Source organism: Brevundimonas sp. SL161, from assembly GCF_049896985.1.
Taxonomy (GTDB): domain Bacteria; phylum Pseudomonadota; class Alphaproteobacteria; order Caulobacterales; family Caulobacteraceae; genus Brevundimonas.
Map to the genome: position 1 here is coordinate 15,951 of NZ_JAFCVJ010000010.1, position 24,173 is coordinate 40,123.

At 67.1% G+C, this 24,173-nt stretch carries 27 protein-coding genes; 21 read left to right on the forward strand and 6 right to left on the reverse strand.

The genetic code is table 11. The features are described from left to right. Positions 1–876 carry a prolipoprotein diacylglyceryl transferase gene (gene lgt / locus ACP7AU_RS08950; protein ID WP_426051190.1) on the reverse strand — a complete coding sequence of 292 codons (876 nt, stop codon included), beginning with the start codon at positions 874–876 and terminating at the stop codon, positions 1–3. Between the two features lie 172 nt (positions 877–1,048). Between lgt and ACP7AU_RS08955 the strand changes: the two genes are divergently transcribed. From ACP7AU_RS08955 to ACP7AU_RS08965, 3 genes are all read left to right on the forward strand, one after another. Continuing rightward, a complete protein-coding gene (locus tag ACP7AU_RS08955; RefSeq protein WP_426038913.1) occupies positions 1,049–1,336 on the forward strand; it encodes an accessory factor UbiK family protein in 288 nt (95 codons plus the stop codon). Between the two features lie 97 nt (positions 1,337–1,433). Further along, positions 1,434–1,937, forward strand: a complete 504-nt coding sequence (locus tag ACP7AU_RS08960) for a YbjN domain-containing protein (protein ID WP_425991404.1) — start codon at positions 1,434–1,436, stop codon at positions 1,935–1,937. Between the two features lie 18 nt (positions 1,938–1,955). Next, positions 1,956–2,693 carry a pyrroline-5-carboxylate reductase family protein gene (locus ACP7AU_RS08965; RefSeq protein WP_426051191.1) on the forward strand — a complete coding sequence of 246 codons (738 nt, stop codon included), beginning with the start codon at positions 1,956–1,958 and terminating at the stop codon, positions 2,691–2,693. Between the two features lie 512 nt (positions 2,694–3,205). On the opposite strand, the gene ACP7AU_RS08970 is transcribed toward ACP7AU_RS08965, so the two are convergent. The 3 genes from ACP7AU_RS08970 to ACP7AU_RS08980 form a co-directional block, all read right to left on the reverse strand. Next, positions 3,206–3,697 (reverse strand): hypothetical protein, encoded by a 492-nt coding sequence (locus ACP7AU_RS08970; protein WP_426051192.1) that lies wholly within the window; start codon positions 3,695–3,697, stop codon positions 3,206–3,208. A gap of 109 nt (positions 3,698–3,806) precedes the next feature. Beyond that, a complete protein-coding gene (locus ACP7AU_RS08975) occupies positions 3,807–5,150 on the reverse strand; it encodes an ATP-binding protein (RefSeq protein ID WP_426051193.1) in 1,344 nt (447 codons plus the stop codon). 1 nt (position 5,151) lies between these two features. Next, entirely contained in the window at positions 5,152–5,871 is a 720-nt protein-coding gene (locus tag ACP7AU_RS08980) for a response regulator (protein WP_303696354.1), read from the reverse strand. A gap of 82 nt (positions 5,872–5,953) precedes the next feature. Between ACP7AU_RS08980 and ACP7AU_RS08985 the strand changes: the two genes are divergently transcribed. From ACP7AU_RS08985 to ACP7AU_RS08995, 3 genes are all read left to right on the forward strand, one after another. Beyond that, positions 5,954–6,832, forward strand: a complete 879-nt coding sequence (locus tag ACP7AU_RS08985; protein ID WP_426051194.1) for a branched-chain amino acid aminotransferase — start codon at positions 5,954–5,956, stop codon at positions 6,830–6,832. 152 nt (positions 6,833–6,984) lie between these two features. Beyond that, the gene (locus ACP7AU_RS08990; protein ID WP_426051195.1) at positions 6,985–8,256 is read left to right on the forward strand and encodes a NupC/NupG family nucleoside CNT transporter; all 1,272 of its coding nucleotides are present in this window, start codon (positions 6,985–6,987) and stop codon (positions 8,254–8,256) included. A gap of 16 nt (positions 8,257–8,272) precedes the next feature. Next, a complete protein-coding gene (locus tag ACP7AU_RS08995; protein WP_426038919.1) occupies positions 8,273–8,890 on the forward strand; it encodes a glutathione S-transferase family protein in 618 nt (205 codons plus the stop codon). On the opposite strand, the gene ACP7AU_RS09000 is transcribed toward ACP7AU_RS08995, so the two are convergent. Continuing rightward, a complete protein-coding gene (locus ACP7AU_RS09000) occupies positions 8,891–9,322 on the reverse strand; it encodes a PaaI family thioesterase (RefSeq protein WP_426038987.1) in 432 nt (143 codons plus the stop codon). A gap of 48 nt (positions 9,323–9,370) precedes the next feature. Between ACP7AU_RS09000 and ACP7AU_RS09005 the strand changes: the two genes are divergently transcribed. The 10 genes from ACP7AU_RS09005 to flhA all read left to right on the forward strand — a co-directional run bounded on the left by ACP7AU_RS09005 (position 9,371) and on the right by flhA (position 19,528). Beyond that, a complete protein-coding gene (locus ACP7AU_RS09005; protein WP_426038920.1) occupies positions 9,371–9,688 on the forward strand; it encodes a DUF3253 domain-containing protein in 318 nt (105 codons plus the stop codon). 67 nt (positions 9,689–9,755) lie between these two features. Further along, on the forward strand, positions 9,756–10,328 hold the full coding sequence (locus ACP7AU_RS09010) for a uracil-DNA glycosylase family protein (protein ID WP_426038988.1): 573 nt from the start codon (positions 9,756–9,758) through the stop codon (positions 10,326–10,328). After that, a complete protein-coding gene (locus tag ACP7AU_RS09015; RefSeq protein WP_426051196.1) occupies positions 10,325–11,317 on the forward strand; it encodes an alpha/beta fold hydrolase in 993 nt (330 codons plus the stop codon). Before ACP7AU_RS09010 ends, ACP7AU_RS09015 begins: the two co-directional genes overlap by 4 nt. Positions 11,318–11,432: 115 nt before the next feature. Next, on the forward strand, positions 11,433–13,064 hold the full coding sequence (fliF, locus tag ACP7AU_RS09020; protein WP_426051197.1) for a flagellar basal-body MS-ring/collar protein FliF: 1,632 nt from the start codon (positions 11,433–11,435) through the stop codon (positions 13,062–13,064). After that, complete coding sequence (gene fliG / locus ACP7AU_RS09025; RefSeq protein WP_303696345.1) at positions 13,064–14,101, forward strand: flagellar motor switch protein FliG; 1,038 nt, start codon at positions 13,064–13,066, stop codon at positions 14,099–14,101. The genes fliF and fliG overlap by 1 nt, the downstream gene beginning before the upstream one ends. A gap of 1 nt (position 14,102) precedes the next feature. Further along, positions 14,103–14,765, forward strand: a complete 663-nt coding sequence (locus ACP7AU_RS09030; protein ID WP_426051198.1) for a flagellar assembly protein FlbE — start codon at positions 14,103–14,105, stop codon at positions 14,763–14,765. Further along, positions 14,765–15,097: a flagellar motor switch protein FliN gene (gene fliN / locus ACP7AU_RS09035; RefSeq protein ID WP_425991374.1), complete on the forward strand. Its 333-nt coding sequence runs from the start codon at positions 14,765–14,767 to the stop codon at positions 15,095–15,097. The genes ACP7AU_RS09030 and fliN overlap by 1 nt, the downstream gene beginning before the upstream one ends. 38 nt (positions 15,098–15,135) lie before the next feature. Then, complete coding sequence (locus tag ACP7AU_RS09040; protein ID WP_426051199.1) at positions 15,136–16,530, forward strand: sigma-54 interaction domain-containing protein; 1,395 nt, start codon at positions 15,136–15,138, stop codon at positions 16,528–16,530. Next, positions 16,527–17,414 (forward strand): class A beta-lactamase, encoded by an 888-nt coding sequence (gene bla, locus ACP7AU_RS09045; protein ID WP_426051200.1) that lies wholly within the window; start codon positions 16,527–16,529, stop codon positions 17,412–17,414. The genes ACP7AU_RS09040 and bla overlap by 4 nt, the downstream gene beginning before the upstream one ends. A 14-nt stretch (positions 17,415–17,428) precedes the next feature. After that, on the forward strand, positions 17,429–19,528 hold the full coding sequence (gene flhA / locus ACP7AU_RS09050; RefSeq protein ID WP_426051247.1) for a flagellar biosynthesis protein FlhA: 2,100 nt from the start codon (positions 17,429–17,431) through the stop codon (positions 19,526–19,528). Between the two features lie 48 nt (positions 19,529–19,576). Here the strand turns inward: flhA and ACP7AU_RS09055 are convergent, their stop codons facing one another. After that, positions 19,577–20,293 (reverse strand): hypothetical protein, encoded by a 717-nt coding sequence (locus ACP7AU_RS09055; protein WP_426038926.1) that lies wholly within the window; start codon positions 20,291–20,293, stop codon positions 19,577–19,579. Positions 20,294–20,408: 115 nt separating this feature from the next. Here ACP7AU_RS09055 and ACP7AU_RS09060 point away from each other — a divergent pair, with 115 nt between their 5' ends. The 5 genes from ACP7AU_RS09060 to ACP7AU_RS09080 all read left to right on the forward strand — a co-directional run bounded on the left by ACP7AU_RS09060 (position 20,409) and on the right by ACP7AU_RS09080 (position 24,116). Further along, positions 20,409–21,941, forward strand: a complete 1,533-nt coding sequence (locus tag ACP7AU_RS09060) for a sensor histidine kinase (protein WP_426051201.1) — start codon at positions 20,409–20,411, stop codon at positions 21,939–21,941. 20 nt (positions 21,942–21,961) lie between these two features. Then, positions 21,962–22,363: a response regulator gene (locus ACP7AU_RS09065; RefSeq protein ID WP_426040408.1), complete on the forward strand. Its 402-nt coding sequence runs from the start codon at positions 21,962–21,964 to the stop codon at positions 22,361–22,363. Then, the gene (locus ACP7AU_RS09070) at positions 22,360–23,400 is read left to right on the forward strand and encodes a sensor histidine kinase (RefSeq protein ID WP_426051202.1); all 1,041 of its coding nucleotides are present in this window, start codon (positions 22,360–22,362) and stop codon (positions 23,398–23,400) included. Before ACP7AU_RS09065 ends, ACP7AU_RS09070 begins: the two co-directional genes overlap by 4 nt. Next, on the forward strand, positions 23,397–23,846 hold the full coding sequence (locus ACP7AU_RS09075; RefSeq protein WP_426051203.1) for an NUDIX domain-containing protein: 450 nt from the start codon (positions 23,397–23,399) through the stop codon (positions 23,844–23,846). The genes ACP7AU_RS09070 and ACP7AU_RS09075 overlap by 4 nt, the downstream gene beginning before the upstream one ends. 90 nt (positions 23,847–23,936) lie before the next feature. Continuing rightward, a complete protein-coding gene (locus ACP7AU_RS09080; protein WP_426051204.1) occupies positions 23,937–24,116 on the forward strand; it encodes a CsbD family protein in 180 nt (59 codons plus the stop codon). Positions 24,117–24,173: the final 57 nt, after the last annotated feature.

The window sequence follows — 24,173 nt, forward strand, 5'->3', positions numbered from 1 at the left end:
TCAGCCTGCGGCGGCGACCGGAGGACGCTTCCACGCGCGGTGGATCAACCACGCCCCGACCAGGATCATCGGGATCGACAGCATCATCCCCATGGTCAGGCCGAGCGGGAAATTCTCCATCCCGGCGTCGGGCTGGCGCACATTCTCCAGCAGCGCCCGCGACGCGCCGTAGCCGACGAGGAACAGGCCGGTGACATAGCCGGGCTTGGCCAGCAGCTTCCATTTCCAGACCGCCAGGCCGAGCACGATGAAGAGCAGAACCCCCTCAAGCCCCGCCTCGTACAGCTGGCTCGGGTGACGCGGTTCGTTTCCGGCCGGGCAGAAGCCGTACATCTGTTCGATGCGGGCGTTGCAGAAGCGGATGGCCCAGGGCACGTCCGTCGTCCGCCCCCACAGCTCGCCGTTCACGAAGTTCGCCATCCGTCCGAAGAGCAGGCCGATCGGCGCGGCCGCCAGGGCCATGTCGCCGATGCTCAGCGCATTGGCCTTCGTCCTCCAGGCGTAGATCAGCACCGCAAGCGTGCAGCCCAGCATCCCGCCGTGGAACGACATCCCGCCGGTCCAGAGCTGGAACAGCTCAAGCCGCTCGCCGAGGCTCGAACCCGTGAACAGCTGCAGGAACAGGACCGGCTTGTAGAACAGGGCGTAACCGAACCGGCCGCCCAGGATGATGCCGAGGGTGATCCACAGGATCAGGTCGTCCAGCTGCGGGCCCGCCAGTGGCGGCTTGCCCGGCGCCCAGACCCGGTCGCTCTTGAGGATCCGCGCGGCATAGATCCAGCCCAGCACGATGCCGGCCACATAGGCAAGGGCGTACCAGCGGATCGGCAATGGCCCCAGATGGATCAGGACCGGATCGAACTCGGGAAAGGTCAAGCAAGGCTCCTGCGACGGTTCGCTCCGCCTTTAGCAAGCGTCGCTCGGTCGCGCGAGCGTGACACGTTTCGGCCCCGATTGCCCCCAATCAGGGGTGTCTGGAAAGGTTTCGTTCACCATATCAGGCAACCTTCCCTTAACGACGCCCGCCGCTCGCGGGCCGGAGACGACCATGCAGACGCGCAACCCCATCCTCGACGAGTTCGCCAAGCTCTCGACCAGCGCCATGGGCCTGGCCCAGGCCGCCGGCGAGGAAGCCAAGGCGGCCTTCCGCGCCCAGTCCGACCGCGTCGTCGCCGAGATGGACCTGGTCCGGCGCGACGAGTTCGACGCTCTGAAGGCTGAGGTCGCCGCGCTGCGCGCCGAGCTGGCGACGCTGAGAGCCGCCCCGACCAAGGCGAAGAAGCCTCAGACGGGAACCTCCACAGATGGAACTCGTCTCCCGGACGCAGCCGGTTGAGCCGAATCTCCGAACACGCCTACCGTCTTTTCGAAGGCGGCCCTGAGTCGCCCGAGACCTTGTCGTCCCTGCCCTCCCGCGAGATCGAGTTCACCTGATGGATGCTGCCGGACCCCAAGAGGTCGACGTCCCCTACGATCCGCTTGACGTGGTCGAGCATGTGCTGAACGCCGAGAACCTCCCGTTCGACCGGACGGACGACGGCGACCTTGCCTTCGCTCTGGCCGGGGACTGGAAGGACTACGAACTCTGGTTCGCATGGCGCCCCGAGGGCGACTGCCTGCAGCTGTGCTGCGCCCTGGACCTGCGCGCGACCAAGTCCCGCCGCAACGCCGCCTACGAGCTCGTCTCCATGGTCAACCAGCGCACCTGGATGGGCCATTTCGAGGTCTGGTCCGAGGATGGCGAGATCGTCTTCCGTCACTCCCTGGCCCTGCCGCACGGCGAGCGGCCGACCCTGGCCCAGGCCGCGTCGATGATCGATGCCGCCGTCGAGGCCGCCGACCGCTACTACCCGGCCTTCGACTTCATGATCCGCGGCCACAAGAAGCCCCAGGATGCGATCGACAGCTGCCTGTTCGAGACCGTCGGCACGGCCTGATCCTCCGCGAGGGCTCTGATGCAGGTCACCCTCCTCGGCCACGGCCGCCTCGGCTCCGCGATCGCCGAGGGCTGGCGGCTGACCGGGACGGTTCCTTGCCCCACCGTCCTGACCCGCGCCGTCCCGCCGGTCTGCCCGCCTGACACCCTTGCCCTGGTGATCGCCGTCAAGCCCGCCGCCTGGCGCCAGGCCGTCGCTCCGATTCTGGCGACCCTGCCGGCCGACGCGACCGTGATCTCCGTCATGGCCGGCGTCCGCGCCGCTGACCTGTCCGCCGCCTTGCCGGGCCGGGCCGTGGCCCGCGTCATGCCCACGACCGCCGTGGCCCAAGCTCAGGGCGTCGCCGCCATCTGGTCCGATGATGCCGCCGCGCGCGCCCTGGCCCACGCCCTGTTCGACCCTGTCGCCGACACGGTCGATCTCGACGAGGAAGTACTGATCGACGCCGCAACAGCCGTGGCCGGCTCGGCGCCGGCCTTCTTCTACGCCCTCGCCCAGGCTCTGGCGGCGGCCGGAGTGGCGGAAGGGCTGACCCCGGACGCAGCCGAACGCCTGACGCGCGGCGCGCTGCGCTCGGCAGGATCAGGCGCGGCTACCGAGGCGTCGCTCGAAGCCCTGATCGCCCGCATCGCGTCACCCGGCGGCACCACCCAAGCGGGCCTTATGGCGTTCGCCGAGGGACACGGACTGGCTTCGGCGGCCAGCACCGCCGTAGCCGCCGCCGTGCGCCGGGCCCACGGTTTGACCGGCGACTGAAGCAGTCGCCGAGCGCGTTGATCAGTTGGCGACGGTCCGTGACCAGAGGCCGGTCACACGGCTGTCGGTGTAGGGGCCGGTGATCTGGGCGACGCACACGAGCATCGGGCGGCTGGTCATGGTGCCGGCCCCCACCCTCACCTGACTTCCGTTGCAGGTCTCGACGTTGCTGCTGAACGCTCCGATAAACCCTGTAGCAGGGCACCCGCTGGGCATGTCCACCCGGAAGACATAACCCCGCTCTGTGGCGACGTAGACGGTCCGATCGTCGACTCTATTGACATTGATAACCGGGCCGGTCCGGACACAGGCACTGGGAGCCTGATAGGCCGTTTGGGTCTGGCTCGGGGCGGCCGTATTCGCCGCCGCGCACGCGGACAGGCCGCCAGCGCACACGAGAAGAGCCGGCAACATCGAAAGGCGTTTCGCACCAGTCATCTCGAACCCTCTTCTGGTTGAAACAACGATGCCACTATCGGGCGCGCAACGCAATCTATGCGTTTACGCAAAGTCTAGCGGGCGACCAGCCGGCCTGAGGCGAGATTGTTCGCTAACCGGTCGTAAGTCTGCTCGGCGTCCTGCCAGGTGTTGTAGCCCCGCACCTCGGCGATCGAACTCGAATAGTTCGAATAGCGCACCGGCAGTCGCTGGCCGTCGGCGGTGACGACCTCACCCTCCACCGTTGCGCCCCCGATGGAGAAGCTGTCCATGATCGACAGTCCGGGCCTGTCGGCGGCCTGCTGCCAGGTCGGACGGTTCGGCTTCAGGTCGGTGATCACGAGGTTGATGGTCGCGCCTTCGAGCGCGCCGTCGCGGGCCAGGCGACGTTCGACGACCGTCTGCAGCCGTTCAAGCTGGCGATCCACGTCGCGTTGACCGAGCCTGTTGACCTCTTCGGTCAGATCGCCGCCAACGGTCACCGTCACCTGCGGCGTCTGGGCGAATGCGGGCGCCGCGAGGGCCGCGGCGAGAGCGAGCGGGGCGAGAAAGGCGAAGCTGCGCATGACGATCTCCGGGAGGTCCTTGTCACAGGGAAGATGGGCTCGGCGGCCCGTCTCCGCAATCCTTGCGCAAGGGCCGCGCCCGATAGACGCCACCGTGACGCAGATGCTTTCAGCCCGGGAGGCGGATCAGCGCCCGCAGGCCCCCCAGATCACTGCGCGCCAGGGTGATGTCGCCGCCGTGCCCCCGCGCCACGTCCCGCGCGATGGCCAGGCCGAGCCCGACGCCCTTTCGGTTCTGGTTGCGGCTCTGGTCCAGCCGACTGAACGGGCGGAAGGCCTCCTCGTGCATGTCGTCGGGAATGCCCGGACCGTCGTCCTCGATCGCGATCTCCAGTCCGCCGGACGCCAGAGCCCGCGCCGACAGCCGCACATGGTCTCCATGCGCCGCCGCATTGCCCGCGAGGTTGGCCAGGGCGCGCTTGAAGGCCAGGGGGCGCAGCGAGGCGGTCAGGTCGGCGGGCGCGGCGATCTCGACCTCGGCCCCCGCCCGTTTCACGTCCTCGCCTGCCGCCTTCAGCAGGGCCGAGACATCGACGGGTTGCGTCGCCTCGCCGGCCTCGCCCTTCGCGAAGGCGAGGTATTCGTCGATCATATGCTCCATCTCGTCGAGGTCGCCCTTCATGGCGGCCTGACGCTTGAACTGCGGGGCCAGCTCCAGCTCCAGCCGCAGCCGGGTCAGGGGCGTGCGCAGGTCGTGGCTGACCGAGGCCAGCAAGGCTGTCCGCTGTTCGATATGCCGCTGGATCCGGTCGCGCATGGCCAGGAAGGCGACCGCCGCCTGACGCACCTCGCGCGCGCCATGCGGCTTGAATTTCGGCGACATTTCGCCCCGACCGAAGGCTTCCGCCGCCTCGGCCAGCCGCTCGATGGCGCGGACCTGATTGCGGATGAACAGGATGGCCACACTCATCAGCAGCACCGTCGCCAGCATCAGCCACAGGACGAAGATATGCGCCTGGGTCGCCACGGCCCGCTCCCGCGGCGCGATAATGCGCAGCACCCCTGTCGGCTGCTGTACCTGGATGTCGACATAGGCGGGATAGCGGGTCGTATCGAACCAGAAGGGCTGGTCCAGACGCGACGCCAGCGCCGCCTCCAGTGTCCGGTCCACCACCCCGATCGCCCCGCGTCGCTGTTCCTCGGGCAGGGTGGCGCCGGGCCGCAGCGCGATCGACAACTGCATCGATCGCTCGCCCCGGTCGGCGATCACCGCCAGGTTCGCCTCGGTCGGTTCGTCGCGATAGCTCTCCGCCGCCCAGGCCACGTCACCGGCCAGCCCCTCGGACAGCCGCGCCGTCACCGTCTGCCAGTGCATGTCGAAGAAGGCCCAGGTCACCGCCCCCTGCATGATCAGGATCGGCAGGACGATGATCAGCAGCGACCGGCCCCAGAGCGATGTCGGCAACTGCCGCTTCAGAAACCGCGCCAGGACGGGGAAGGGCAGCAGCCTCATGTCAGTCGGGCGCCAGCATATAGCCCACGCCACGCACCGTCTGGAGATAGCGCGGGTTCTTCGGATCGGCTTCCAGCTTCCTGCGCAGGCGGGTCACCTGAACATCGACCGCGCGGCCGGTGATGTCGGCCGTGTCCGGCGACAGGTCCATCCGCTCGACCGGCGCGTGGGCGTGCAGGGCGAGCGTCTTCAGCAACTGCCCCTCGGCCTCGGTCAGCCGCATCGGCGCGCCGTCACGGGTCAGCTCAAGGCGCTCCAGATCAAACGTGGCCGTGCCCAGCTTGATCTCGCGCGGCATGATCGGCTTCACGCCTGTCCGTCTCAGAATGGCGTCGATACGCAGGGCCAGTTCCTTCGGGTCGAAGGGCTTGGACATATAGTCGTCGGCGCCGCGCGACAGGCCATCGATCCGGTCCGATGCCTCGCCGCGCGCGGTCAGCAGCAACACGGGCGTCCTGGACAGTTGCGCCTTTGACCGCACCCAGGTGGTCAGCTCCAGCCCGCTCTCGCCCGGCATCATCACGTCCAGCACGACCAGGTCGAACTCGATCAACTCCATCAGGCGACGCGCCGCCGCGGCGTGCGCGGCCCCGGTCACGCGATAGCCCTCGCGCGCCAGATACTCCTTCAGCAGCTCGCGAATCCGGTCGTCGTCGTCGACGATCAGCAGGTGGCGACCAACGCCGGCGCCCGCCACAGGCCCTGAACGGCTGCTGCTCATGCGAACATTCCCGTGCGCGCGCCGTTGACCTTCGGCGCTTCGGGCGTTCTAACCGGCAAATCTGCGCAGGAGACGTTGTTCAATGGCCTTGGTTCCTTTCGACGATCGTGACGGTTGGATCTGGATGAATGGTGAATTCATTCCGTGGCGGGAAGCGAAAACGCACGTTTTGACCCACGCCCTTCACTACGGCTCGTCGGTGTTCGAGGGTGAGCGTATGTATGGCGGGGAAATCTTCAAGCTGACAGAGCATTCCGAGCGTTTGGCCCGGTCCGCGAACCTGCTGGACTTCGAGCTGCCTTACAGCACCGCTGAAATCGATCAGGCCTGCAGGGAAACCTGCGCGAAGATGGGCATGGAGGACGCCTACGTCCGCCCCGTCGCCTACCTCGGCCCGGAACAGGTCAGTGTCTCGGCCCTGAACAACAAGGTCCACGTCGCCATCGCCGTTTGGGACTGGCCCAGCTATTTCGACCCCGAGGTCAAGAAGAAGGGCATCAAGCTGGAGTGGGCCAAGTGGCGCCGCCCCGACCCGCTGACGGCCCCGACGACGGCCAAGGCCGCCGGCCTCTACATGATCTGCACCATGTCCAAGAATGCGGCCGAGAAGCGCGGCTTTGCGGACGCCATGATGCTGGATTGGCGCGGCTATGTCGCCGAGGCGACCGGCGCCAACGTCTTCTTCGTCCAGGACGGCGTGATCCACACGCCGGACGTGACCCACATCCTGAACGGCATCACCCGGCAGACGGTCATCGACCTCGCCGAGGCCAAGGGCATCGAGGTCGTGGTGCGCCACATTCGGCCCGAAGAACTGTCGACCTTCAGCGAATGCTTCCTGACCGGTTCGGCCGCCGAGGTGACGCCGGTCCAGTCGATCGGCGAGTACGCCTTCACGCCGGGCGACCTGTCGCTGACCCTCATGGACGACTACGGCAAGCTGGTTCGCCGCATCAAGTAAGACGACGCCTTCGAGACAAGACGCACGGCCCGGCGGCGACGCCGGGCCGTTCTGCCTTGTGGGCTGCGACAAATGGACTTGCGGCCCGGCGCGCACTGGCGTTCAACCGGGACGGACCCGGCGACGCCGGTGTGGGGAAGACCGTCGTTTCCATGTTCAGCATTCTGAATCTTCAGAGCCTTCTGGGCCTGTTCGTCATTGTCGCCGCCTGCTGGGCGCTGTCGGAGAACAAGCGCGCCTTTCCCTGGCGGCTGACGCTGGGCGCCATCGGCGTGCAGGCCGTGCTGGTGCTGGCCCTGTTCGCCATCCCGGGCTCGCAGACGGTGCTCGCCGCGATCACCGGCGCCGTCGACGGCCTGTCGCGTGCCACGTCCGAGGGGGCGAAATTCGTGTTCGGCTATCTCGCCGGCGGCGACCAGCCCTATGCCGTGACCAACGCGGGCGGCCTGTTCACCTTCGCCTTCAACGTCCTGCCGATGATCCTTGTGATCTCGGCCCTGTCGGCGTTGCTGTGGCACTGGAAGATCCTGAAGTGGCTGACGCACGGCTTCGGCATCCTGTTCCAGAAGACCATGGGCCTGGGCGGAGCCTCGGCCCTGGCGGTCGCGGCCAATATCTTCCTCGGCATGATCGAGAGTCCGATCGTGATCCGGGCCTATCTCGACAAGCTGACCCGGTCCGAGATTTTCCTCATGATGGTCGTAGGCTTGGCGACGGTCGCCGGCTCGACCATGGTGGCCTATGCGACCATCCTTTCGGCGACCCTGCCGAACGCCGCCGGTCATGTGCTGGTGGCCTCCATTGTTTCTGCGCCCGCGGGCGTTCTGCTGGCCCGCATCATCATCCCTGAAAAGCCGGGCGAGGGCGGTCAGGTGGCGGACTATGGCTCAGCGCTGAAATACGACTCGGCCATCGATGCCATCGTCAAGGGCACGGCCGACGGCCTGATGGTTGTCCTCAACATCTCCGCCGTCCTGATCGTCTTCGTGGCCCTGGTCGCCCTGGTGAACATCATGCTGGGCGGGTTCTGGCTGTTCGGCGATCACATCACGGTCGAACGCCTGCTGGGCTGGATCTTCATGCCCCTGGCCTGGCTCATCGGCATCGACTGGTCCGAGGCGGGCAAGGCGGGCTGGCTGCTGGGTGTCAAGCTGACCCTGACCGAGTTCGTGGCCTTCATGCGTCTGGGCGAGGTTCCGGCCGGCGAGATGAGCGAGCGCACCCGGATGCTGCTGACCTATGCCCTGTGCGGCTTCGCCAACATCGGCTCGGTCGGGATCACGGTCACCGGTCTGTCGGTCCTGATTCCCGAGCGCCGCGAAGAGGTGCTGGGCATGGTGTGGAAAGCGCTGTTCGCCGGATTCCTGGCGACCTTGATGACGGCGGCGGTTGTCGGCGCCATGCCAGCCTCCATATTCCGCTGAACCGGAGACCCGCTCTATGAAGCTCTACGACAGCCACCGCGCCCCCAATCCCCGGCGCGTCCGCTGGGTCATGGCCGAGAAGGGCATCGAGGACGTCGAGATCGTGCCTATCGACATCATGTCGGGCGAGCACAAGGCGCCGGAATATCGAGCCCGCGTGGGCGTCCCCCACGTCCCCGCGCTGGAGCTGGACGATGGCACCACCATCTCGGAGTCCGTCGCCATCGGCCGCTATCTGGAGTCGATGTATCCGGAGCCGAACCTGTTCGGAGTCGACGCCCGCGAACAGGCCATCGTCGAGATGTGGACCCGCCGCTGCGAGTTCTATCTGGCCAACCCGATCATGCTGAACGTGCGCCTGACCCACCCCGCCCTGGCCATCCTGGAGGCTGCCCAGACCGAGGTCGCGGACTACAACCGGCTGTCGGCTGAGCGGTTCATGAAGACGCTGGACCGGCACCTGGCCGACCATTCCTTCATCGCCCTGGATCGGTTCACCATCGCCGATATCGTCGGCGTCGTGGGGCTGGATTTCGCCAGGCTCGTCAAATACCGCCCGCCAGAGGAGTTCACCCACCTGTACCGCTGGCTGGACGACTGCCGCGCGAGACCGGCGGCCAAGGCGGGGGTGTGATCAGCGCGGCGTGAATTTCCGGATGATCCCGCTGTAGGTCATCAACGTCCGCTCGCCCGTGCTGATCTGGCCCCGCACGAAGATCAGCGATCCGCCGGCGCGCACCACTTCGCCCGTCGCCTCGACCAATTCGCCGACATAGGCCCCGTCGATCAGGGTGGAATCGAGCTGTACGGTCACGCCGTTCATTCCCTCCATCTGCTGATACGCGGTCTGGAACAGGGCGATGTCGGCGAAGGTCATCAGGCAGCCACCGTGCATCCTGTGCCCTGCGTTCATGTGTTTGGGCTCGGCACGGAAGGCGCAGCGCATCCTCCCATCCGGATCCGGCTTGAAGTAGAAGGGACCCACGACCTGATCGAAGGTGCCGTGCAGGTCGTACGTCTGCCAACCTGTGAACTCGCCCTCCGTGACCGTGATCTTCTCGACCATTTCCGAACTCGCCTTCTTTTCACTGTCGCAGTGCAGCATATAGGCCCCATGAGCGATCCAATCGAAGCAGCAATTTTCGAGACCCTGGCGAAAGCTGACCCCAAGGGCGTCGGCGGCAAGTCCGTGGAGCCGGCGGATGTGGCCAAACATATCCAGACCGAACAGTGGCAGCGCGTCCTGCCCAAGGTCCGGGCGACCGCGCTTGGCCTGATGCGTCAGGGCAAATTGACCATCACCAAGAAGGGCAAGGTCGTCGATCCGACCAACTTCCGCGGCGTGACCCGTCTGCGCCTGCCGACCGAGGCGGAGACCGCTGCGGCGCTTGCCGCCCTGCCGCCCAAGGCGAATGAAGACGCCGACGACTAGATCCGAGCATCCCCGCCTTCACGGGGATGAGCGGAAAGGGGAGTGCCTCGAAGACGTCCTTTCGGATATTCGGGCCTGCCGGGCGTGTCTCGGCGACCTGCCGCACGAACCGCGACCGGTGGTCCGGGTCTTTCCCGAGACCCGCCTGCTGATCTGCGGCCAGGCGCCCGGCCGTCGGGTGCATGAGAGCGGGATGCCCTTCACCGATCCGTCCGGCGACCGGCTGCGCGACTGGATGGGCGTGGACGACGAGGCCTTCTACGACGACCACCGCATCGGCGTGGCGGCCCAAGCCTTCTGCTATCCCGGCACGGCGCCCCCGAAAAATGGAAGAAGCGGCGGCGACTATCCGCCGCCGAAGCGCTGCGCGACCCTGTGGCGACCCAGGCTGCTGGAGGCCCTGCCCCGGATGGAGCTGACCCTGCTGGTCGGCGGCCATGCCCAGGTCTGGGCGCTCAGTGAACGGGCCAGGGCCAATATGACCGACACCGTCCGCGCCTGGCGGGAGTACGCCCCTGACATCCTGCCCATGCCCCATCCGTCGTGGCGGAACACCGCCTGGCTCAGGCGCAATCCGTGGTTCGAGGCCGAGGTCGTGCCGTATCTTCGCCAAAGGGTCCGGGGCATCCTGTCCACATGATCCGCGCGCTAGCCCTGTCCATGATGCTGCTAGGCCTCGCCGCCTGCGCCACGCCCCATGTCCAGCCGCCGTTGACGCCGCCCGCAGGTTTCGCCGGTCCCCGCATCGAGCGGGGCGCCTTCGTTGTCGATGACGGGGCGAGGTTGCCCTACCTGCGCTGGGGACCCGAGGAGCCGGAGGTCATCGTTATCGGCCTGCACGGCATGAACGACCATGCCGCCGCCTTCCGACTCGCGGGTCCGTGGTGGGCGGAGCGCGGCATCGCCACCTACGCCTATGACCAGCGCGGCTTCGGCGCGTCCCCCGGTCGGGGCGTGTGGGCGGGCGAGGCCCGGATGGCGGAGGATCTGCGCACGGTCGTCGCCCTGGTCCGCGCCCGCCATCCGACCGCCCGCATCGCGGTGGCGGGAGAGAGTATGGGCGGGGCAGTCGCCATCTCGGCCTTCGCATCGGATCGGCCGCCTGTCGCCGACCAGTTGATCCTGCTGGCCCCCGCTGTCTGGGGCTGGTCCAGCCAGAGCCTGCCCAACCGCGCCAGCCTGTGGGCCGCAGCGCGGCTGATGGGGTCTCGCTCGATTACGCCGCCGGATTGGGCTGTCCGGCGCATCCGGGCCACAGATAACCTGATCGAACTGGTCGCCAACGGGAACGATCCGGGCTTCATCCGCTCGACGCGGTTCGACGCCCTGTCCGGCCTCGTCGATTTGATGGAGAGCGCGACCCTCAAGCTGGGGCAGGTGAGGGCGCCGACGCTGCTGCTATACGGCGCCAAGGACCAGATTATCGAACAGGGTCCCATGCGCCGTGCCCTGATCCGCGCCGGCGATCCGCCGAACCTGCGCACCGGCTGGTATCCCGACGGCTGGCACCTGCTGAACCGCGACTGGCAGGCGGAGGTGATGTTCCGCGATGTCGAGGCCCTGCTGCGCGATCCGGACGCGGCCCTGCCGTCCGGCGCCGGCCCGGTGCTGGACGAACTTGGACGTTAACCCCGAAAATCGGCGAGCTAACCCTGACACTTAAACCGCCGTTAACCACGCGGGCGGCAGTTTCTGCCTAGCGAGGGCAGTCGGCTCCCCCGTGACAGTATTTGGGCGGGGACGCGTGGGCGGCTTCACGGCGGCGTTGCAGAGATTTGGGATTGGGCGGCTTGCCATGGTCCTCGGCGTCGGGGCCGGCGTCGCCGCCGTCCTGGTGGCCTTGATGCTGCGCGTCGGCCAGGCGCCGGACGCCCTGCTGTATTCCAACCTCGACCTGCGCGAGGCCGGCGAGATCACGTCCTCGCTGGACCAGGCGGGCATCAAATATTCCACCCGTGGCGACGGCTCGACCATCATGGTCAATCGCGACGACGTCGGCACGGCCCGCCTAATGCTGGCCGGCAAGGGGCTCGTGAGCTCCGGCTCTGTGGGCTACGAGCTGTTCGACAACCAGTCGGTGCTGGGCCAGACCGAGTTCCAGCAGCAGATTTCGGAACAGCGCGCCCTGCAGGGCGAACTGTCCCGCACCATCATGTCCATGCGCGGCATCTCTTCGGCCCGCGTGCAGATCGCCTTGCCGCGCCGCGAACTGTTCGCCCAGGACGCCGCCGAGCCCACCGCCGCCGTCGTCGTCGGCCTGGGCGGTCGCGCCCTGAGCGCCGACCAGGTTCGCGCCATCCGCAATGTCGTCGCCTCGTCCGTGCCGAACCTGAAGCCCGGCAAGGTCACCGTGGTCGACGAGACCAACCAGACCCTCGCTGCAGCCGACGATGAGGAGGGCTTCTCCTCCGCCAACGCCGAGGCCGCCAAAACCAACACCGAGGCCCAGCTTCAGGCCCGTATCAAGGATCTGGTCGAGGGTGTTGTCGGGCCGGGCGCCGCGCGGGTCCAGGTCACCGCCGACATCGACATGAGCCGCTCCACCACCCAGGAGCAGAAATACGATCCCGACGGCCAGGTTGTCCGTTCGACCTCGACCAACGGCGCCCAGTCCCAGAACACCGAGGGTACGCCCGACGGCGGCGCTACCGCAACGAACAACATCCCTGGCGGGGCGGCGCCCGCCAACGCGGCAGCCGGCTCGACCGAGAGCACGACGGGCGAGACCACCAACTACGAGATTTCCAATACCACCACGACCACGACCAAGGAGCCGGGCGAGGTGCGCAAGCTGTCGGTGGCCGTGGCCGTGGACGGAAAGCTGACTCCGCCCGCCGAGGCCGGCGGCGAGCCGAGCTACACCGCCCGCACGCCGGAAGAAATCACCCAGATCGAGGATCTGGTGAAGGCGGCAATGGGCTTCGACCAGACGCGGGGCGACCAGGTGCGGGTCACTAACGTGCGCTTCAACCGGGATGCCCTGGTGTCGGCCGGGGGCACCGATGGCGGCTCGCCGCTGTTCAACTTCACCAAGAACGACATCATGCGCGGGGTCGAGCTGCTCGTTCTCCTGATCACCGGCCTGCTGCTGATCTTCTTCGTCCTGCGACCGCTGCTGAAGTCGGCGACCGGGCCCGGCGGCATGCCCGCCCTGGCCGGCGCGGGCGGCGGCCAGATCGGCGTCACCTCTTTGCAAACCAGCGTCGTCGGTGCCGCGGGCCAGCTGGCCGGTCCGTCTGACATGGATCAGCGGCTCGACATCGCCCGTATCGAGGGTCAGGTGAAGGCGTCGTCCGTCAAGAAGGTCGCGGACTTCGTCGAGAAGCATCCCGATGAGTCGACGTCCATCCTGCGCAGCTGGGTCCACGAAGGCTGATGGTCGCCAGGATGGCAAACAAGAAAGCATCCGTCGACGACGCCAAGAAGCTGTCCGGCCCGGAAAAGGCGGCGGTCATCCTGCTGTCGCTTGGCGAGGAGCACACCCGCCTGTGGCAGGGTCTTGACGACGAAGAGGTCAAGGAAATCTCCCAGGCCATGGCCGGCCTCGGCACTGTCAGCTCGACGGTGGTCGAGGAGTTGCTGATCGAGTTCGTCTCCGGCATGTCCGGCTCCGGCACGATCATGGGCAGCTTCGAACAGACGCAGCGCCTGCTGGCCTCTTTCATGCCCTCCGACCGCGTCGAAGGGCTGATGGAGGAAATCCGCGGTCCCGCCGGCCGGACCATGTGGGACAAGCTCGGCAATGTGAACGAGGCGGTCCTCGCCAACTATCTGAAGAACGAATACCCGCAGACGGTCGCCGTGATCCTGTCCAAGGTTAAGCCCGACCACGCCGCTCGCGTGCTGACCTCCCTGCCCGAGGATTTCGCCCTCGAATGCGTCCAGCGCATGCTGCGCATGGAGCCGGTCCAGCGCGAAATTCTCGACAAGATCGAACAGACGCTGCGCAACGAGTTCATGTCGAACCTGGCCCGCACCTCCAAGCGCGACAGCCACGAGGCGATGGCCGACATCTTCAACTCGTTCGACCGCCAGACCGAGGCCCGGTTCATCGGCGCCCTGGAAGAGCGCAATCGTGAGTCCGCCGAACGCATTCGCGCACTGATGTTCGTCTTCGAGGATCTGAGCAAGCTGGACCCGGGCGGCGTCCAGACCCTGCTGCGGTCGGTCGAGAAGGATTCCCTCGGCCTGGCCCTGAAGGGCGCCTCGGAAAGCCTGCGCGAGATGTTCTTTACCAACATGTCCGAGCGGGCGTCCAAGATCATGCGCGAGGACATGGAATCCATGGGGCCCGTGCGCCTGAAGGATGTCGACACCGCCCAGATGGCCATGGTCCAGGTCGCCAAGGATCTGGCGGCGCGCGGTGAGATCATGCTGGCCGGTGCGGCCGGCGACGACGAGTTGATCTACTGACATGACCGATCACGCTCCCATCACCAGCCGCCCCTTCGCCTTCGACACCGAGTTCGACGGCGCGGGCTCTGTCGTGCACGCCTCCGAGTTCCGTCCGACCAAGCGCGCCTACATGCCGTCCGAGGTCGAGGCCCTGGTCGCCCAGGCCCGGTTCGAGGCGCGCGAGTCGGCCCTGGCCGAGGCCGCCAGCATCGAGGCCATGGGCGTCGCCGCCATCGGTCAGGCCATGGGCCAGGCCATTCCGGCCCTGACCCATGTCGCCCAGACCCATCGCGAGCAATCGGCCGGTCTCGCGCTCGCCGCCGCCCGCGTCATCGCCGCCGCCGCCCTGGAGCGGCTACCGATCGGCCCGCTGCAATCGGCGCTGGAAAGCCTGGGCCAGGAGATCGACAGCTCGCCCCGTCTCGTGGTCCGCGCCTCGGGCCTGGAGCCCGGGGTCCAGGAGAGGATCCAGGCGATCTGTATCGATGCCGGCTTCACCGGCATGGTCGCCTTCCGCGAAGACCTGTCCCTGCCGCTCGCGGCCTTCCAGCTGGAATGGGCCGACGGCCGGGCCGACTTCGATCCCGCCGCCGCCGCCGACCGGATCGCCGCCGCCCTGGCCTCCGCCCTCGCCGCCGAGGCCGGGCATGCCGAACCCCTCATCAACGGAAGTGACCTCTGATGGCCGCCGACGATCTCGCCCTCGAAGAGTTTCCCGAGTCGACATCCCTCGCCATGATGGACGAGGCCGGGGACAAGTCCGCCGCCGACCTGTCGACCGTCTTCGACGTGCCGGTCAATATCTCCGCCGTCCTGGGCAAGGCCCACATGACGGTGGCTCAGCTGCTGAAGCTCAATCGCGGGTCGGTGCTCGAGCTGGACCGCAAGGTCGGCGAGGCCATCGACATCTTCGTCAACAACCGTCTGGTCGCGCGCGGGGAAGTCGTCGTCGTCGAGGATCGCCTGGGCGTGACCATGACGGAAATCATCAAGACAGAGGATTCGGCCGCCTAGGGCGCGCCGGTTCCGGTACGGATTAAGGGAGAAGACCCATGCGGCTTCTGGTGGTCGGACGGCTTTCGGGACAGCTCGCGGCGGCGGTGAAGATGGCCATGGCGCACGGCGCCAAGGTCAGCCACGTCGAACGCACGGATCAGGCGACGGAACAGCTCCGGCGCGGGCAGGGGGCCGACCTGCTGATGGTCGACTACAATCTCGACATCGGGGCCCTGATCGCCGCCAACGACGCCGAGCGGATCTTCGTGCCGGTCGTCGCCTGCGGCGTCGACAACGACGCCGAAAAAGCCGCCGCCGCCATTCGCGCCGGAGCCAAGGAGTTCATCCCGCTTCCGCCTGACGCCGACCTGATCGCCGCCGTCCTGGCCGCCGTCGCCGACGACGAGCGCCCGCTGATCTCGGCCGATCCGTCGATGCAGGCCGTGATCAAACTGGCCGACCAGGTCGCGCGCTCGGAAGCCTCCATCCTGATCACCGGCGAAAGCGGCGTCGGTAAGGAAGTGATGGCGCGCTATCTGCACCAGCAATCCAAGCGCGCCGAACGGGCCTTCATCAGCGTCAATTGCGCCGCCATCCCGGACAACCTGCTGGAATCCGAATTGTTCGGGCACGAGAAGGGCGCCTTCACGGGCGCCGTCGCCCGCCGGATCGGCAAGTTCGAGGAGGCCGACGGCGGTACGCTGCTACTGGACGAAATCTCGGAGATGGACGCCCGGCTTCAGGCCAAGCTGCTGCGCGCGATCCAGGAGCGGGTCATCGACCGCGTCGGCGGCACCAAGCCTGTGCCCGTCAACATTCGCATCCTCGCCACCTCCAACCGCGACCTGGCCAAGGCCGTGGCGGAGGGCGTGTTCCGCGAAGACCTGCTGTATCGCCTGAATGTCGTGAACCTCCGTCTTCCGTCTCTGCGCGAACGTCCCGGCGACGTGGCCGTGCTGGCCGATCACTTCGTCAAAAAATACGCCGCCGCCAACGGCGTGCCGGCCCGGCCGCTGTCGCAGGATGCTCGCCTCGCACTCGCCGCCCACCGCTGGCCCGGCAACGTGCGGGAGCTTGAGAACGCCATGCACCGCGCGGTCCTTCTGGCCGTCGGCGCCGAGATCGACGCTGAGGCCATCCGCCTGCCCGACGGCCAGCCGCTGACGGGCGCGATCGCCGGTTCCGACGCCGGTCCCGCCGCCCGCGCCGCCGAGACCGCCGACGCCGTTTCCCGCGCCTATGTCGGCCAGACGGTCGCCCAGATGGAAAAGACCCTGATCCTGGACACCCTGACCCACTGCCTGGGCAACCGGACGCACGCGGCCAACATCCTGGGCATCTCGATCCGCACCCTGCGCAACAAGCTGAATGAGTATTCTGACGAGGGGACGCAGATCATGGCGCCCCAGACGGGCATCGCCACGAGCGCCTACGGCGCGAAAGCGGCGTGACCGATCGCCGGATGGTCCTGGCGGGTCTTGGCGCGCTCGGTCTGATCGGCTGCGCGCCCAGGGGCGAGGCCGCTGCTCCCGTCGCGCCGCCCGCGCCGGAAACGCTCGACCTGTCTGGTCTGGAACAGGCGCACGGTGGTCGCTTCGGTCTGTTCGCCCATGACCTCGGCACGGGCCGCCAGTTGACGGCGCGCGGCGACGAGCGGTTCGTCTATTGTTCGACGTTCAAGATGTACCTCGCCGCCGCGACCCTGCTGCGCGTCCAGTCCGGCGAGGAACAGCTCGACCGTCTGATCTCCGTGACCCGCGCCGACATGATCAACCATGCTCCGGTGACGGAACCCGCAATCGGCTCGAGCCTGACGGTCGAGCGTATGATGCAGGCGGTGGTCGAGGTCTCGGACAACCCCGCCGCCAACCTGCTCCTGAAGGCGCTGGGCGGCATCGCACCGATGCAGGCCTTCTATCGTGGCATCGGCGACGCCTCGACGCGCGTGGACCGGTTCGAGCCCGAGATGAACCGCCTCGACGGCGACAAGGACACCATCACCCCGGCCCAGTCGGCCGCCGACATCCACCGCTTGTTCACAGATCCGGCCTCGCCCCTGTCGCAGGACTCGAAGACGATGCTGCTGGGCTGGATGTTCTCCTCGCCGACCGGCGTCGATCGCATCAAGGCGGGTGTTCCGGCCGACTGGCGCGTGGCGCACAAGACCGGCACCGGCGGCTACGGCCCGACCAACGACATCGGCATCCTGTATCCGCCGACCGGCGAGCCGATCATCGTCGCCGCCTACTACCATGCCGCGTCCGAAGCGCCGGCCAACGAGGCCGTCATGGCCGAGGCGACCCGTCGGGCCCTGGCTCAGCTCGGTCGCGCATGACCGACACACCCGTGATGATGAAGGACGGCATGGCCCGTCCGACCGGCGGGGACATCCGAGGCTGGCTGATGCGCGGCGAGGTCGGCATGGCGGTCGGCGTGATCGGCGTCATCCTGCTGCTGATCCTGCCCGTTCCGAAGATGCTGCTGGACCTGCTGCTGGCGATCTCGCTGGTCTCGTCCGTGCTGATCCTGATGACGGCCCTGATGATGAAGCGCCCGCTGGACTTCGCCATCTTCCCGACAGTCCTGTTGATCTCGACCCTGTTCCGTTTGGGCCTGAACCTGGCCTCGACGCGCCTGGTCCTGACCCACGGCCACGAGGGCCACGACGCGGCCGGTCAGGTCATCAACGCCTTCGGCGCCCTGATGATGGGCGGCTCCTTCATCATCGGCATCATCATCTTCGCCATCATCCTGGTGGTGAATTTCGTGGTCATCACCAAGGGTTCGACCCGGATCGCCGAGGTCAGCGCCCGCTTCACCCTGGACTCCATGCCCGGCAAGCAGATGGCCATCGATGCCGATCTGTCGTCCGGCCTGATCACCGAGGACCAGGCCAAGCTGCGCCGCAAGGAGCTGGAGCAGGAATCGACCTTCTTTGGGGCCATGGACGGCGCCTCCAAGTTCGTGCGCGGCGACGCCGTCGCCGGCCTGATCATCGTCGCCATCAACGCCATCGGCGGCATCCTGATCGGCACGATCCAGCACAGCCTCCCGATCGGCGAAGCGGCCAACACCTATATCCAACTGACCATCGGCGACGGCCTGGTGACCCAGGTTCCGGCCATCATCATCTCGATCGCCGCCGGCTTCCTCGTGTCCAAGGCGGGCGTCGAGGGTTCCGCCGACAAAGCCCTGGTCGCCCAACTGGCCACCAACCCCGTCAGCCTCGGCATGGTCGCCGCCGCATCCGCCCTGCTGGCCCTGATCCCCGGCATGCCGATCCTGCCCTTCGCCGGTTTGGCCATCGGCTGCGGTTACATGGCCTGGCATCACGGGCGGGCGAAATTGAAGCCGCAGCCGACCGAGGCCGAACTCGCGGCCGCGGCCAACGCGGGCAAGCCCAAGGACGATGCGGAAGAGCCCATCGGCACGGCCCTGACCATCGACGAGGTCAAGATCGAGCTCGGCTATTCACTGCTGACCCTGATCAACGACCTGGAGGGCCGCCGCCTGACCGACCAGGTCCGCGCGCTGCGGCGCGCCCTTGCCCAGGAGTATGGCTTCGTCATGCCGTCGGTGCGGATCCTCGACAACATGCGCCTGCCGACCCAGGGCTACGCCATCCGCATCAAGGAGATGGAGGCTGGCGCCGGCGAGGTCCGTCTGGGGTCGCTGATGGCCATGGACCCGGCCGGCCGCCAGGTCGAACTGCCCGGCGAGCACACCAAGGAGCCCGCCTTCGGCCTGCCCGCCACCTGGATCGATGAGAGCCTGCGCGAGGAGGCCACCTTCCGCGGCTACACCATCGTCGATCCCTCGACGGTGCTGACGACGCATTTGACCGAGATCCTGAAGGAGAATATGGCGGACCTGCTGACCTATGCCGAGGTGCAGAAGCTGCTCAAGGAACTGGGGCCGGAGGAGAAGAAGCTGGTCGAAGAACTCGTACCCTCCGTCGTCACCGTCACCACCCTGCAGCGCGTGCTCCAGACCCTGCTGCGCGAGAAGGTCTCGATCCGCGATCTCGGCGCCATCCTGGAAGGCCTGGCCGAGGCCGCGCCGCACTCGTCGTCGATCACCACCCTGGTTGAACACGTCCGCACCCGCCTGGCCCGTCAGCTGTGCTGGCAGAACAAGGGCGACGACGGTGCCCTGCCGATCATCACCCTGTCCCCCGATTGGGAGGCCGCCTTTGCCGAGGCCCTGGTCGGCCAGGGCGAGGACAAGCAGCTGGCCATGGCTCCCTCGCGGCTCCAGGACTTCATCCGCGCTGTCCGCGACGTCTTCGAACGCGCCGCCATGTCGGGCGAGAGTGCGGTCCTGCTGACCGGCCCCCAGATCCGCCCCTACGTCCGCTCCATTATCGAACGCTTCCGCGGTCAGACCGTGGTGATGAGCCAGAACGAGGTGCACCCCAAGGCGCGCCTGCGGACGCTGGGGTCGGTGTAAGGGCTCTCCTCCCCGTCCTTCGGACGGGCAGGAGAAGCGCACTTTATCTCAGTTCACCCGCACGAACCCGCCCGCCGACGCCTCGCGCGCCGCATCGTTGGTCGGCCGGGCGATCAGGCCGGACTGGGTGATCCAGACCTCATAGGTCGCCCCGTTCGCCATCGGCATATAGGCTGCGGAACCATAGAGGGTGTCAACCGCGTCGACATAGCGACGGTATTTCCGCGCCACATCCCAGACGCTGAGGGTCCACGGCACATAGGCGAGGGGCCCGGTCTTCACGTCGCCCCCCGACAGGGCGTGGACGCTGCGGGCGCCGGTGCGTTCCTGCTCGATGGTCTGATAGCGGCCCGAGAGACGGTCGAGCCGGTATTGGGAATCAAGACCGACCACATTTGCCCACGGCTTCCACTTCAGGACCTGGGCCTCCATCCGCCATTCGTCGCCGTTGACCGGATAGACGGCAGTGCGGGCGGGCGCCTCGCCCTGGGCCGGCTGGGTCAAGACGACCTCGAAATACTGTGGTGCCAGCTGTCGGATCGACAAACTCGCGACCGGCCGCTCATAGGTCAGGCGCGAATAGGTCTGGACGTTCTGGCCCAGCAGACCGCCCGCCAGGGCCGCCGCCAGCAACGCCGCGCCCCCGGCCGTGCCGAACAACCCGCCGAAGAACTTGCCTTTGAACAGCGAGCCCAGTCCGACGAACAGAATCAGGACGCCGATGATGGCCAGGGCCGTCGGTGCGATCCACCACCACCAGAACATGCAATCCACTCCCGAAACGGCAAAGCTTGTTAACGGAACACTTTGGTCCTGCACAGCTTGCGCCGCGAATGACTTCACTGGACACGCGAATGTGCGCCGCTAAAGCTTGCGCTGTATGTCGTCGATCCTTCCCAAAACCCTCTCACAGTTCGGCCGGTTCCTGCGCGAGGGAACGCTCGGCCGATCGATCTCTCTGCTGCTGGCGGGCGCGATCGCCCTGCTGCTGCTGGTCAACCTCTCGACCTTCATCCTGATCCAGCGCACCGCGGCCTTCAACGAGCAGGTCGACGCGACATGGCAGCTGCGTCGCGCGGCGCGGACCGTCCTGCTGAACATCAAGGACGCTGAGGCAGCCCAGCGCGGTTATCTGCTCACTGGCCAGACCAGCTTCCTGCTGACCTACGACCAGAGCGCCGAGGCCGCGCCGCGGCTGCTCGAGCGGCTGACCGAGCTCGCCGGCAGCGACGAGGTCGGTCAGGCTTCGGTGGAGTCCCTAACGCGGCTGTCGCGCGACAAATTCCTGGACATGTCCAGCATCACCGACCTGTCGCGGCGGGGGCAGAGCGCCCAAGCGCTGGATCAGGTCCGCTCCGGTCGAGGCAAGACCTTGATGGAGCAGATGGACACCGAAATCTCCGCCCTCGATTCTCAGCTCGGTGCCCGGCTGTCGGCCCAGCGGGCGAGGTCCGAGGGGTCCGCCGTCTTCACCATCATCGTCAACGCCCTTGCCGCCGTCCTGATTCTTGTCCTCGGCGGCATCGTCGCCATCCTGATTCGTCGATACCTGATGGACCTGGCGAGCGCGCGCGCCGATCTCGATCGCGTCAACGCCGGACTGGAGGATACGATTAAGGCCCGCACCGCCGCCCTGACCCGCGCCAACGAAGAGGTGCAGCGCTTCGCCTATATCGTCAGCCATGATCTGCGCTCGCCGCTCGTCAACGTCATGGGCTACACCGCCGAGCTGGAACAGGCCGGTAGGACCATCGACCTGCAGCTGACCAAGGTGGAGACCGTCGCGCCCGACCTGATCGAGAAGGACGCGATCGTCGCCGCTCGCGAGGACATGCCTGAGGCGATCGGCTTCATCCGCGCCTCAACCCAGAAGATGGACCGCTTGATCAACGCCATCCTGAAGCTGTCGCGCGACGGCCGGCGTGGTCTTGTCGCGGAAACGATCGACGTCGGCGAAATGGCCAAGGCCGCCGCCGACAGCATCCGCCATCAGTTGGAAGAGACCGGGACCGAAGTTATGATCGGCGAAATGGTCGCCTTCGAAAGCGACCGTCTGGCGATCGAGCAGATCATCGGCAACCTGATCGAGAACGCCGTCAAATACTCGCACGCGTCCCGCCCCAACCGCATTGAGGTCAGTGGCCGCGATCTGGCTGGCGGGTGGGTCGAGATCGCCATCGCGGACCAGGGGCGTGGCATCGCACCCAGGGACCACGAACGCATCTTCGAACTGTTCCGCCGCTCAGGCCGCCAGGACCGTTCGGGCGAAGGGCTGGGGCTGGCCTTTGTGCGGAACAGCGTTCGCCGTCTCGGCGGCGCCATCGACGTCGAATCCGCCCTCGGCGAAGGCTCGACATTCCGTCTGAAATTCCCCAAACGCCTGATCCTCGACGAGGCCGGAGACACCCAGTGAGCAACCCCGTAAAGATCGTCATGGTCGAGGACGACCATGGCCACGCCAAGCTGATCGAGAAGAATATTCGCCGGGCCAACATCTCCAACGAGATCGTCCATTTCGACCACGGTCAGCCGGCGCTGGACTATCTGTTCAGCGAGGACGTCCGCGCCAACGGCCCGATGCTGATCCTGCTGGACCTGAACCTGCCGGACATGCAGGGCACCGACATCCTGGCCGAGGTCAAAAAGGACGAGCGGCTGAAACGCGTCCCCGTCGTGGTGCTGACAACCACCGACGACAAGGTCGAGATCCAGCGTTGCTACGATCTGGGCTGCAACGTCTATATCACCAAGCCGGTGGACTATGAGAGCTTCGCCGGCGCCATCCGCCAGCTGGGCCTGTTCCTGTCCGTCATGCAGGCGCCCGAGATCGAATGACGACCGAAAGGCCGCCCATCCGGCTCCTCTACATCGACGACGACCTCGGCCTGTCGCGGCTCGTACAGAAGGAACTCGGCCGTCACGGGTATGAGGTCACCCTCGCCGCCGATGGAGACGCGGGCGTGGCGGCGCTGGATGCCGACGATTTCGATATCTGCGCGCTCGACCACTACATGCCCGGCCGAGACGGCCTCGACGTCCTGCCCGACATCCTGCATCGCCCCGCGCCCCCGCCCGTCGTCTATGTAACGGGGGCCCAGGAGGGCCGGATCGCCGTCGCCGCCCTGCGCGCCGGGGCCGCCGACTATGTCATCAAGGACGTGTCAGAGGACTTCACCGCCCTGCTGCGCTCGGCGCTCGAAGACGCGCTGCTGCGTCGCCGCCTCGAACGCGAGAACGAGGAGGCCCAGGAACAGGTCCGCATTGCCCGGGACCGCGCCGAGGCCATGCTGCGCGAGGTCAATCATCGCGTCGGCAATTCGCTCCAGCTCGTCTCGACCTTCATGTCGCTGCAACTGCGTCACATGGCCGACGAGGGCGCCCGCGATGCGCTCCGCGAAGCCCAGGCTCGCATCGAGGCCGTCGCCCATGTGCACCGCCGCCTTTACACCTCGGGCGACATGGAGACGGTGGACATGCAGGCCTATCTCGATGGTCTGGTCGGCGAGCTGACCAAGTCGCTGGGATCCGACGCCGCCTCGCCGAACATCACCCTTCAGGCGGAGCCCATGCGCGTCTCCACCGACCAGGCCGTGTCGCTGGGCGTCATCGTCACCGAACTGGTCACCAACGCAGTGAAATACGCCTATGCGGCCGGCGAGGCGGGCGAGATCCGTGTCAGCCTGGCGCCCGACCCTTCGGGCCGCGCCATCCTGACGGTCGAGGACGACGGCCCGGGCTTGGGCGACGGCAAGCCCAAGGGCACTGGCCTCGGCGGCAAGATCATCACCGCCATGGCCTCGGGCCTGCGTTCCGCCGTGGAGTTCGACGGCGCCCACAAGGGCGTCCGCGCCCGTCTGGCCTTCGACCTGTGAAGCCCTCCCTCCAGTTCGGCCGCGCCGACGACGGCGTCGACTATGTGTTCCGCCCCGCGACCTTCGGCCTGGTCTTTCATGACGAGAAGATCGCCTGCGTCCGCGTCACTCGCGACACCCCCTACTACGACCTGCCCGGCGGCGCGGTGGACGGCGTCGAGACCGAGGAACAGGCTCTGGTCCGCGAGTACGTCGAAGAGACCGGCATGAGCGTCCGCGCGATCGAGCGCATCGCCGAGGCCGGGCAGTTCTTCCGCAAGTCCGACGGCGAGGCGGTCAACAATGTCGGCGGCTTCTGGGTCGCCGCGATGATCGCGCTCGATCCATCGAGGAAGGTCGAGGACGACCACGAACTGGTCTGGCTGCATCCGGGCACGGCGCTGGCCGAACTGCGGCACGACGCACACGCCTGGGCCGTGGCCCGGTGGTTGAGGCGCAAGGCCTAAGCGTCGCCATACGGAACGGCGATGGCCTTTGCCCGCTCTCCAAGGTGAAGCGCCGCCGCCGGGGCGACGCCAGTACCAGGATCTCCCCCCATGGCTGACAATGATCGCATCGAAGGCACCGCAAAGAATATGGGCGGCAAGATGAAGGAAGGCGTCGGCAACGTGACCGGCGACGAGAAGCTGAAAGCCGAAGGCAAGGCCGAACAGGTCGAAGGCAAGGTCCAGAACACCATCGGCGGCATCAAGGACGCCATCAACGAAAAGCACTGACAGCCGTCAGAGTCGAAAACATGAAAGGCCGTCCCTCGGGGCGGCCTTTTTCTGTCC

What these genes read in the sequence shown, in the direction of transcription:
- ACP7AU_RS09040 (WP_426051199.1), top strand. Translation starts at nt 15,136, where the DNA reads ATGCGGCTTCTGGTGGTCGGACGGCTTTCGGGACAGCTCGCGGCGGCG.
- ACP7AU_RS09065 (WP_426040408.1), top strand. Translation starts at nt 21,962, where the DNA reads ATGGTCGAGGACGACCATGGCCACGCCAAGCTGATCGAGAAGAATATT.
- ACP7AU_RS08965 (WP_426051191.1), top strand. Translation starts at nt 1,956, where the DNA reads ATGCAGGTCACCCTCCTCGGCCACGGCCGCCTCGGCTCCGCGATCGCC.
- ACP7AU_RS09000 (WP_426038987.1), bottom strand. Translation starts at nt 9,322, where the DNA reads ATGGTCGAGAAGATCACGGTCACGGAGGGCGAGTTCACAGGTTGGCAG.
- ACP7AU_RS08960 (WP_425991404.1), top strand. Translation starts at nt 1,434, where the DNA reads ATGGATGCTGCCGGACCCCAAGAGGTCGACGTCCCCTACGATCCGCTT.
- flhA (WP_426051247.1), top strand. Translation starts at nt 17,429, where the DNA reads ATGATGAAGGACGGCATGGCCCGTCCGACCGGCGGGGACATCCGAGGC.
- ACP7AU_RS08980 (WP_303696354.1), bottom strand. Translation starts at nt 5,871, where the DNA reads ATGAGCAGCAGCCGTTCAGGGCCTGTGGCGGGCGCCGGCGTTGGTCGC.
- ACP7AU_RS09070 (WP_426051202.1), top strand. Translation starts at nt 22,360, where the DNA reads ATGACGACCGAAAGGCCGCCCATCCGGCTCCTCTACATCGACGACGAC.
- fliG (WP_303696345.1), top strand. Translation starts at nt 13,064, where the DNA reads ATGGTCGCCAGGATGGCAAACAAGAAAGCATCCGTCGACGACGCCAAG.
- ACP7AU_RS09055 (WP_426038926.1), bottom strand. Translation starts at nt 20,293, where the DNA reads ATGTTCTGGTGGTGGTGGATCGCACCGACGGCCCTGGCCATCATCGGC.
- fliN (WP_425991374.1), top strand. Translation starts at nt 14,765, where the DNA reads ATGGCCGCCGACGATCTCGCCCTCGAAGAGTTTCCCGAGTCGACATCC.
- ACP7AU_RS08975 (WP_426051193.1), bottom strand. Translation starts at nt 5,150, where the DNA reads ATGAGGCTGCTGCCCTTCCCCGTCCTGGCGCGGTTTCTGAAGCGGCAG.
- ACP7AU_RS09080 (WP_426051204.1), top strand. Translation starts at nt 23,937, where the DNA reads ATGGCTGACAATGATCGCATCGAAGGCACCGCAAAGAATATGGGCGGC.
- ACP7AU_RS08955 (WP_426038913.1), top strand. Translation starts at nt 1,049, where the DNA reads ATGCAGACGCGCAACCCCATCCTCGACGAGTTCGCCAAGCTCTCGACC.
- ACP7AU_RS08985 (WP_426051194.1), top strand. Translation starts at nt 5,954, where the DNA reads ATGGCCTTGGTTCCTTTCGACGATCGTGACGGTTGGATCTGGATGAAT.
- ACP7AU_RS09015 (WP_426051196.1), top strand. Translation starts at nt 10,325, where the DNA reads ATGATCCGCGCGCTAGCCCTGTCCATGATGCTGCTAGGCCTCGCCGCC.
- ACP7AU_RS09005 (WP_426038920.1), top strand. Translation starts at nt 9,371, where the DNA reads ATGAGCGATCCAATCGAAGCAGCAATTTTCGAGACCCTGGCGAAAGCT.
- ACP7AU_RS09060 (WP_426051201.1), top strand. Translation starts at nt 20,409, where the DNA reads ATGTCGTCGATCCTTCCCAAAACCCTCTCACAGTTCGGCCGGTTCCTG.
- ACP7AU_RS08970 (WP_426051192.1), bottom strand. Translation starts at nt 3,697, where the DNA reads ATGCGCAGCTTCGCCTTTCTCGCCCCGCTCGCTCTCGCCGCGGCCCTC.
- ACP7AU_RS08995 (WP_426038919.1), top strand. Translation starts at nt 8,273, where the DNA reads ATGAAGCTCTACGACAGCCACCGCGCCCCCAATCCCCGGCGCGTCCGC.
- ACP7AU_RS09030 (WP_426051198.1), top strand. Translation starts at nt 14,103, where the DNA reads ATGACCGATCACGCTCCCATCACCAGCCGCCCCTTCGCCTTCGACACC.
- ACP7AU_RS08990 (WP_426051195.1), top strand. Translation starts at nt 6,985, where the DNA reads ATGTTCAGCATTCTGAATCTTCAGAGCCTTCTGGGCCTGTTCGTCATT.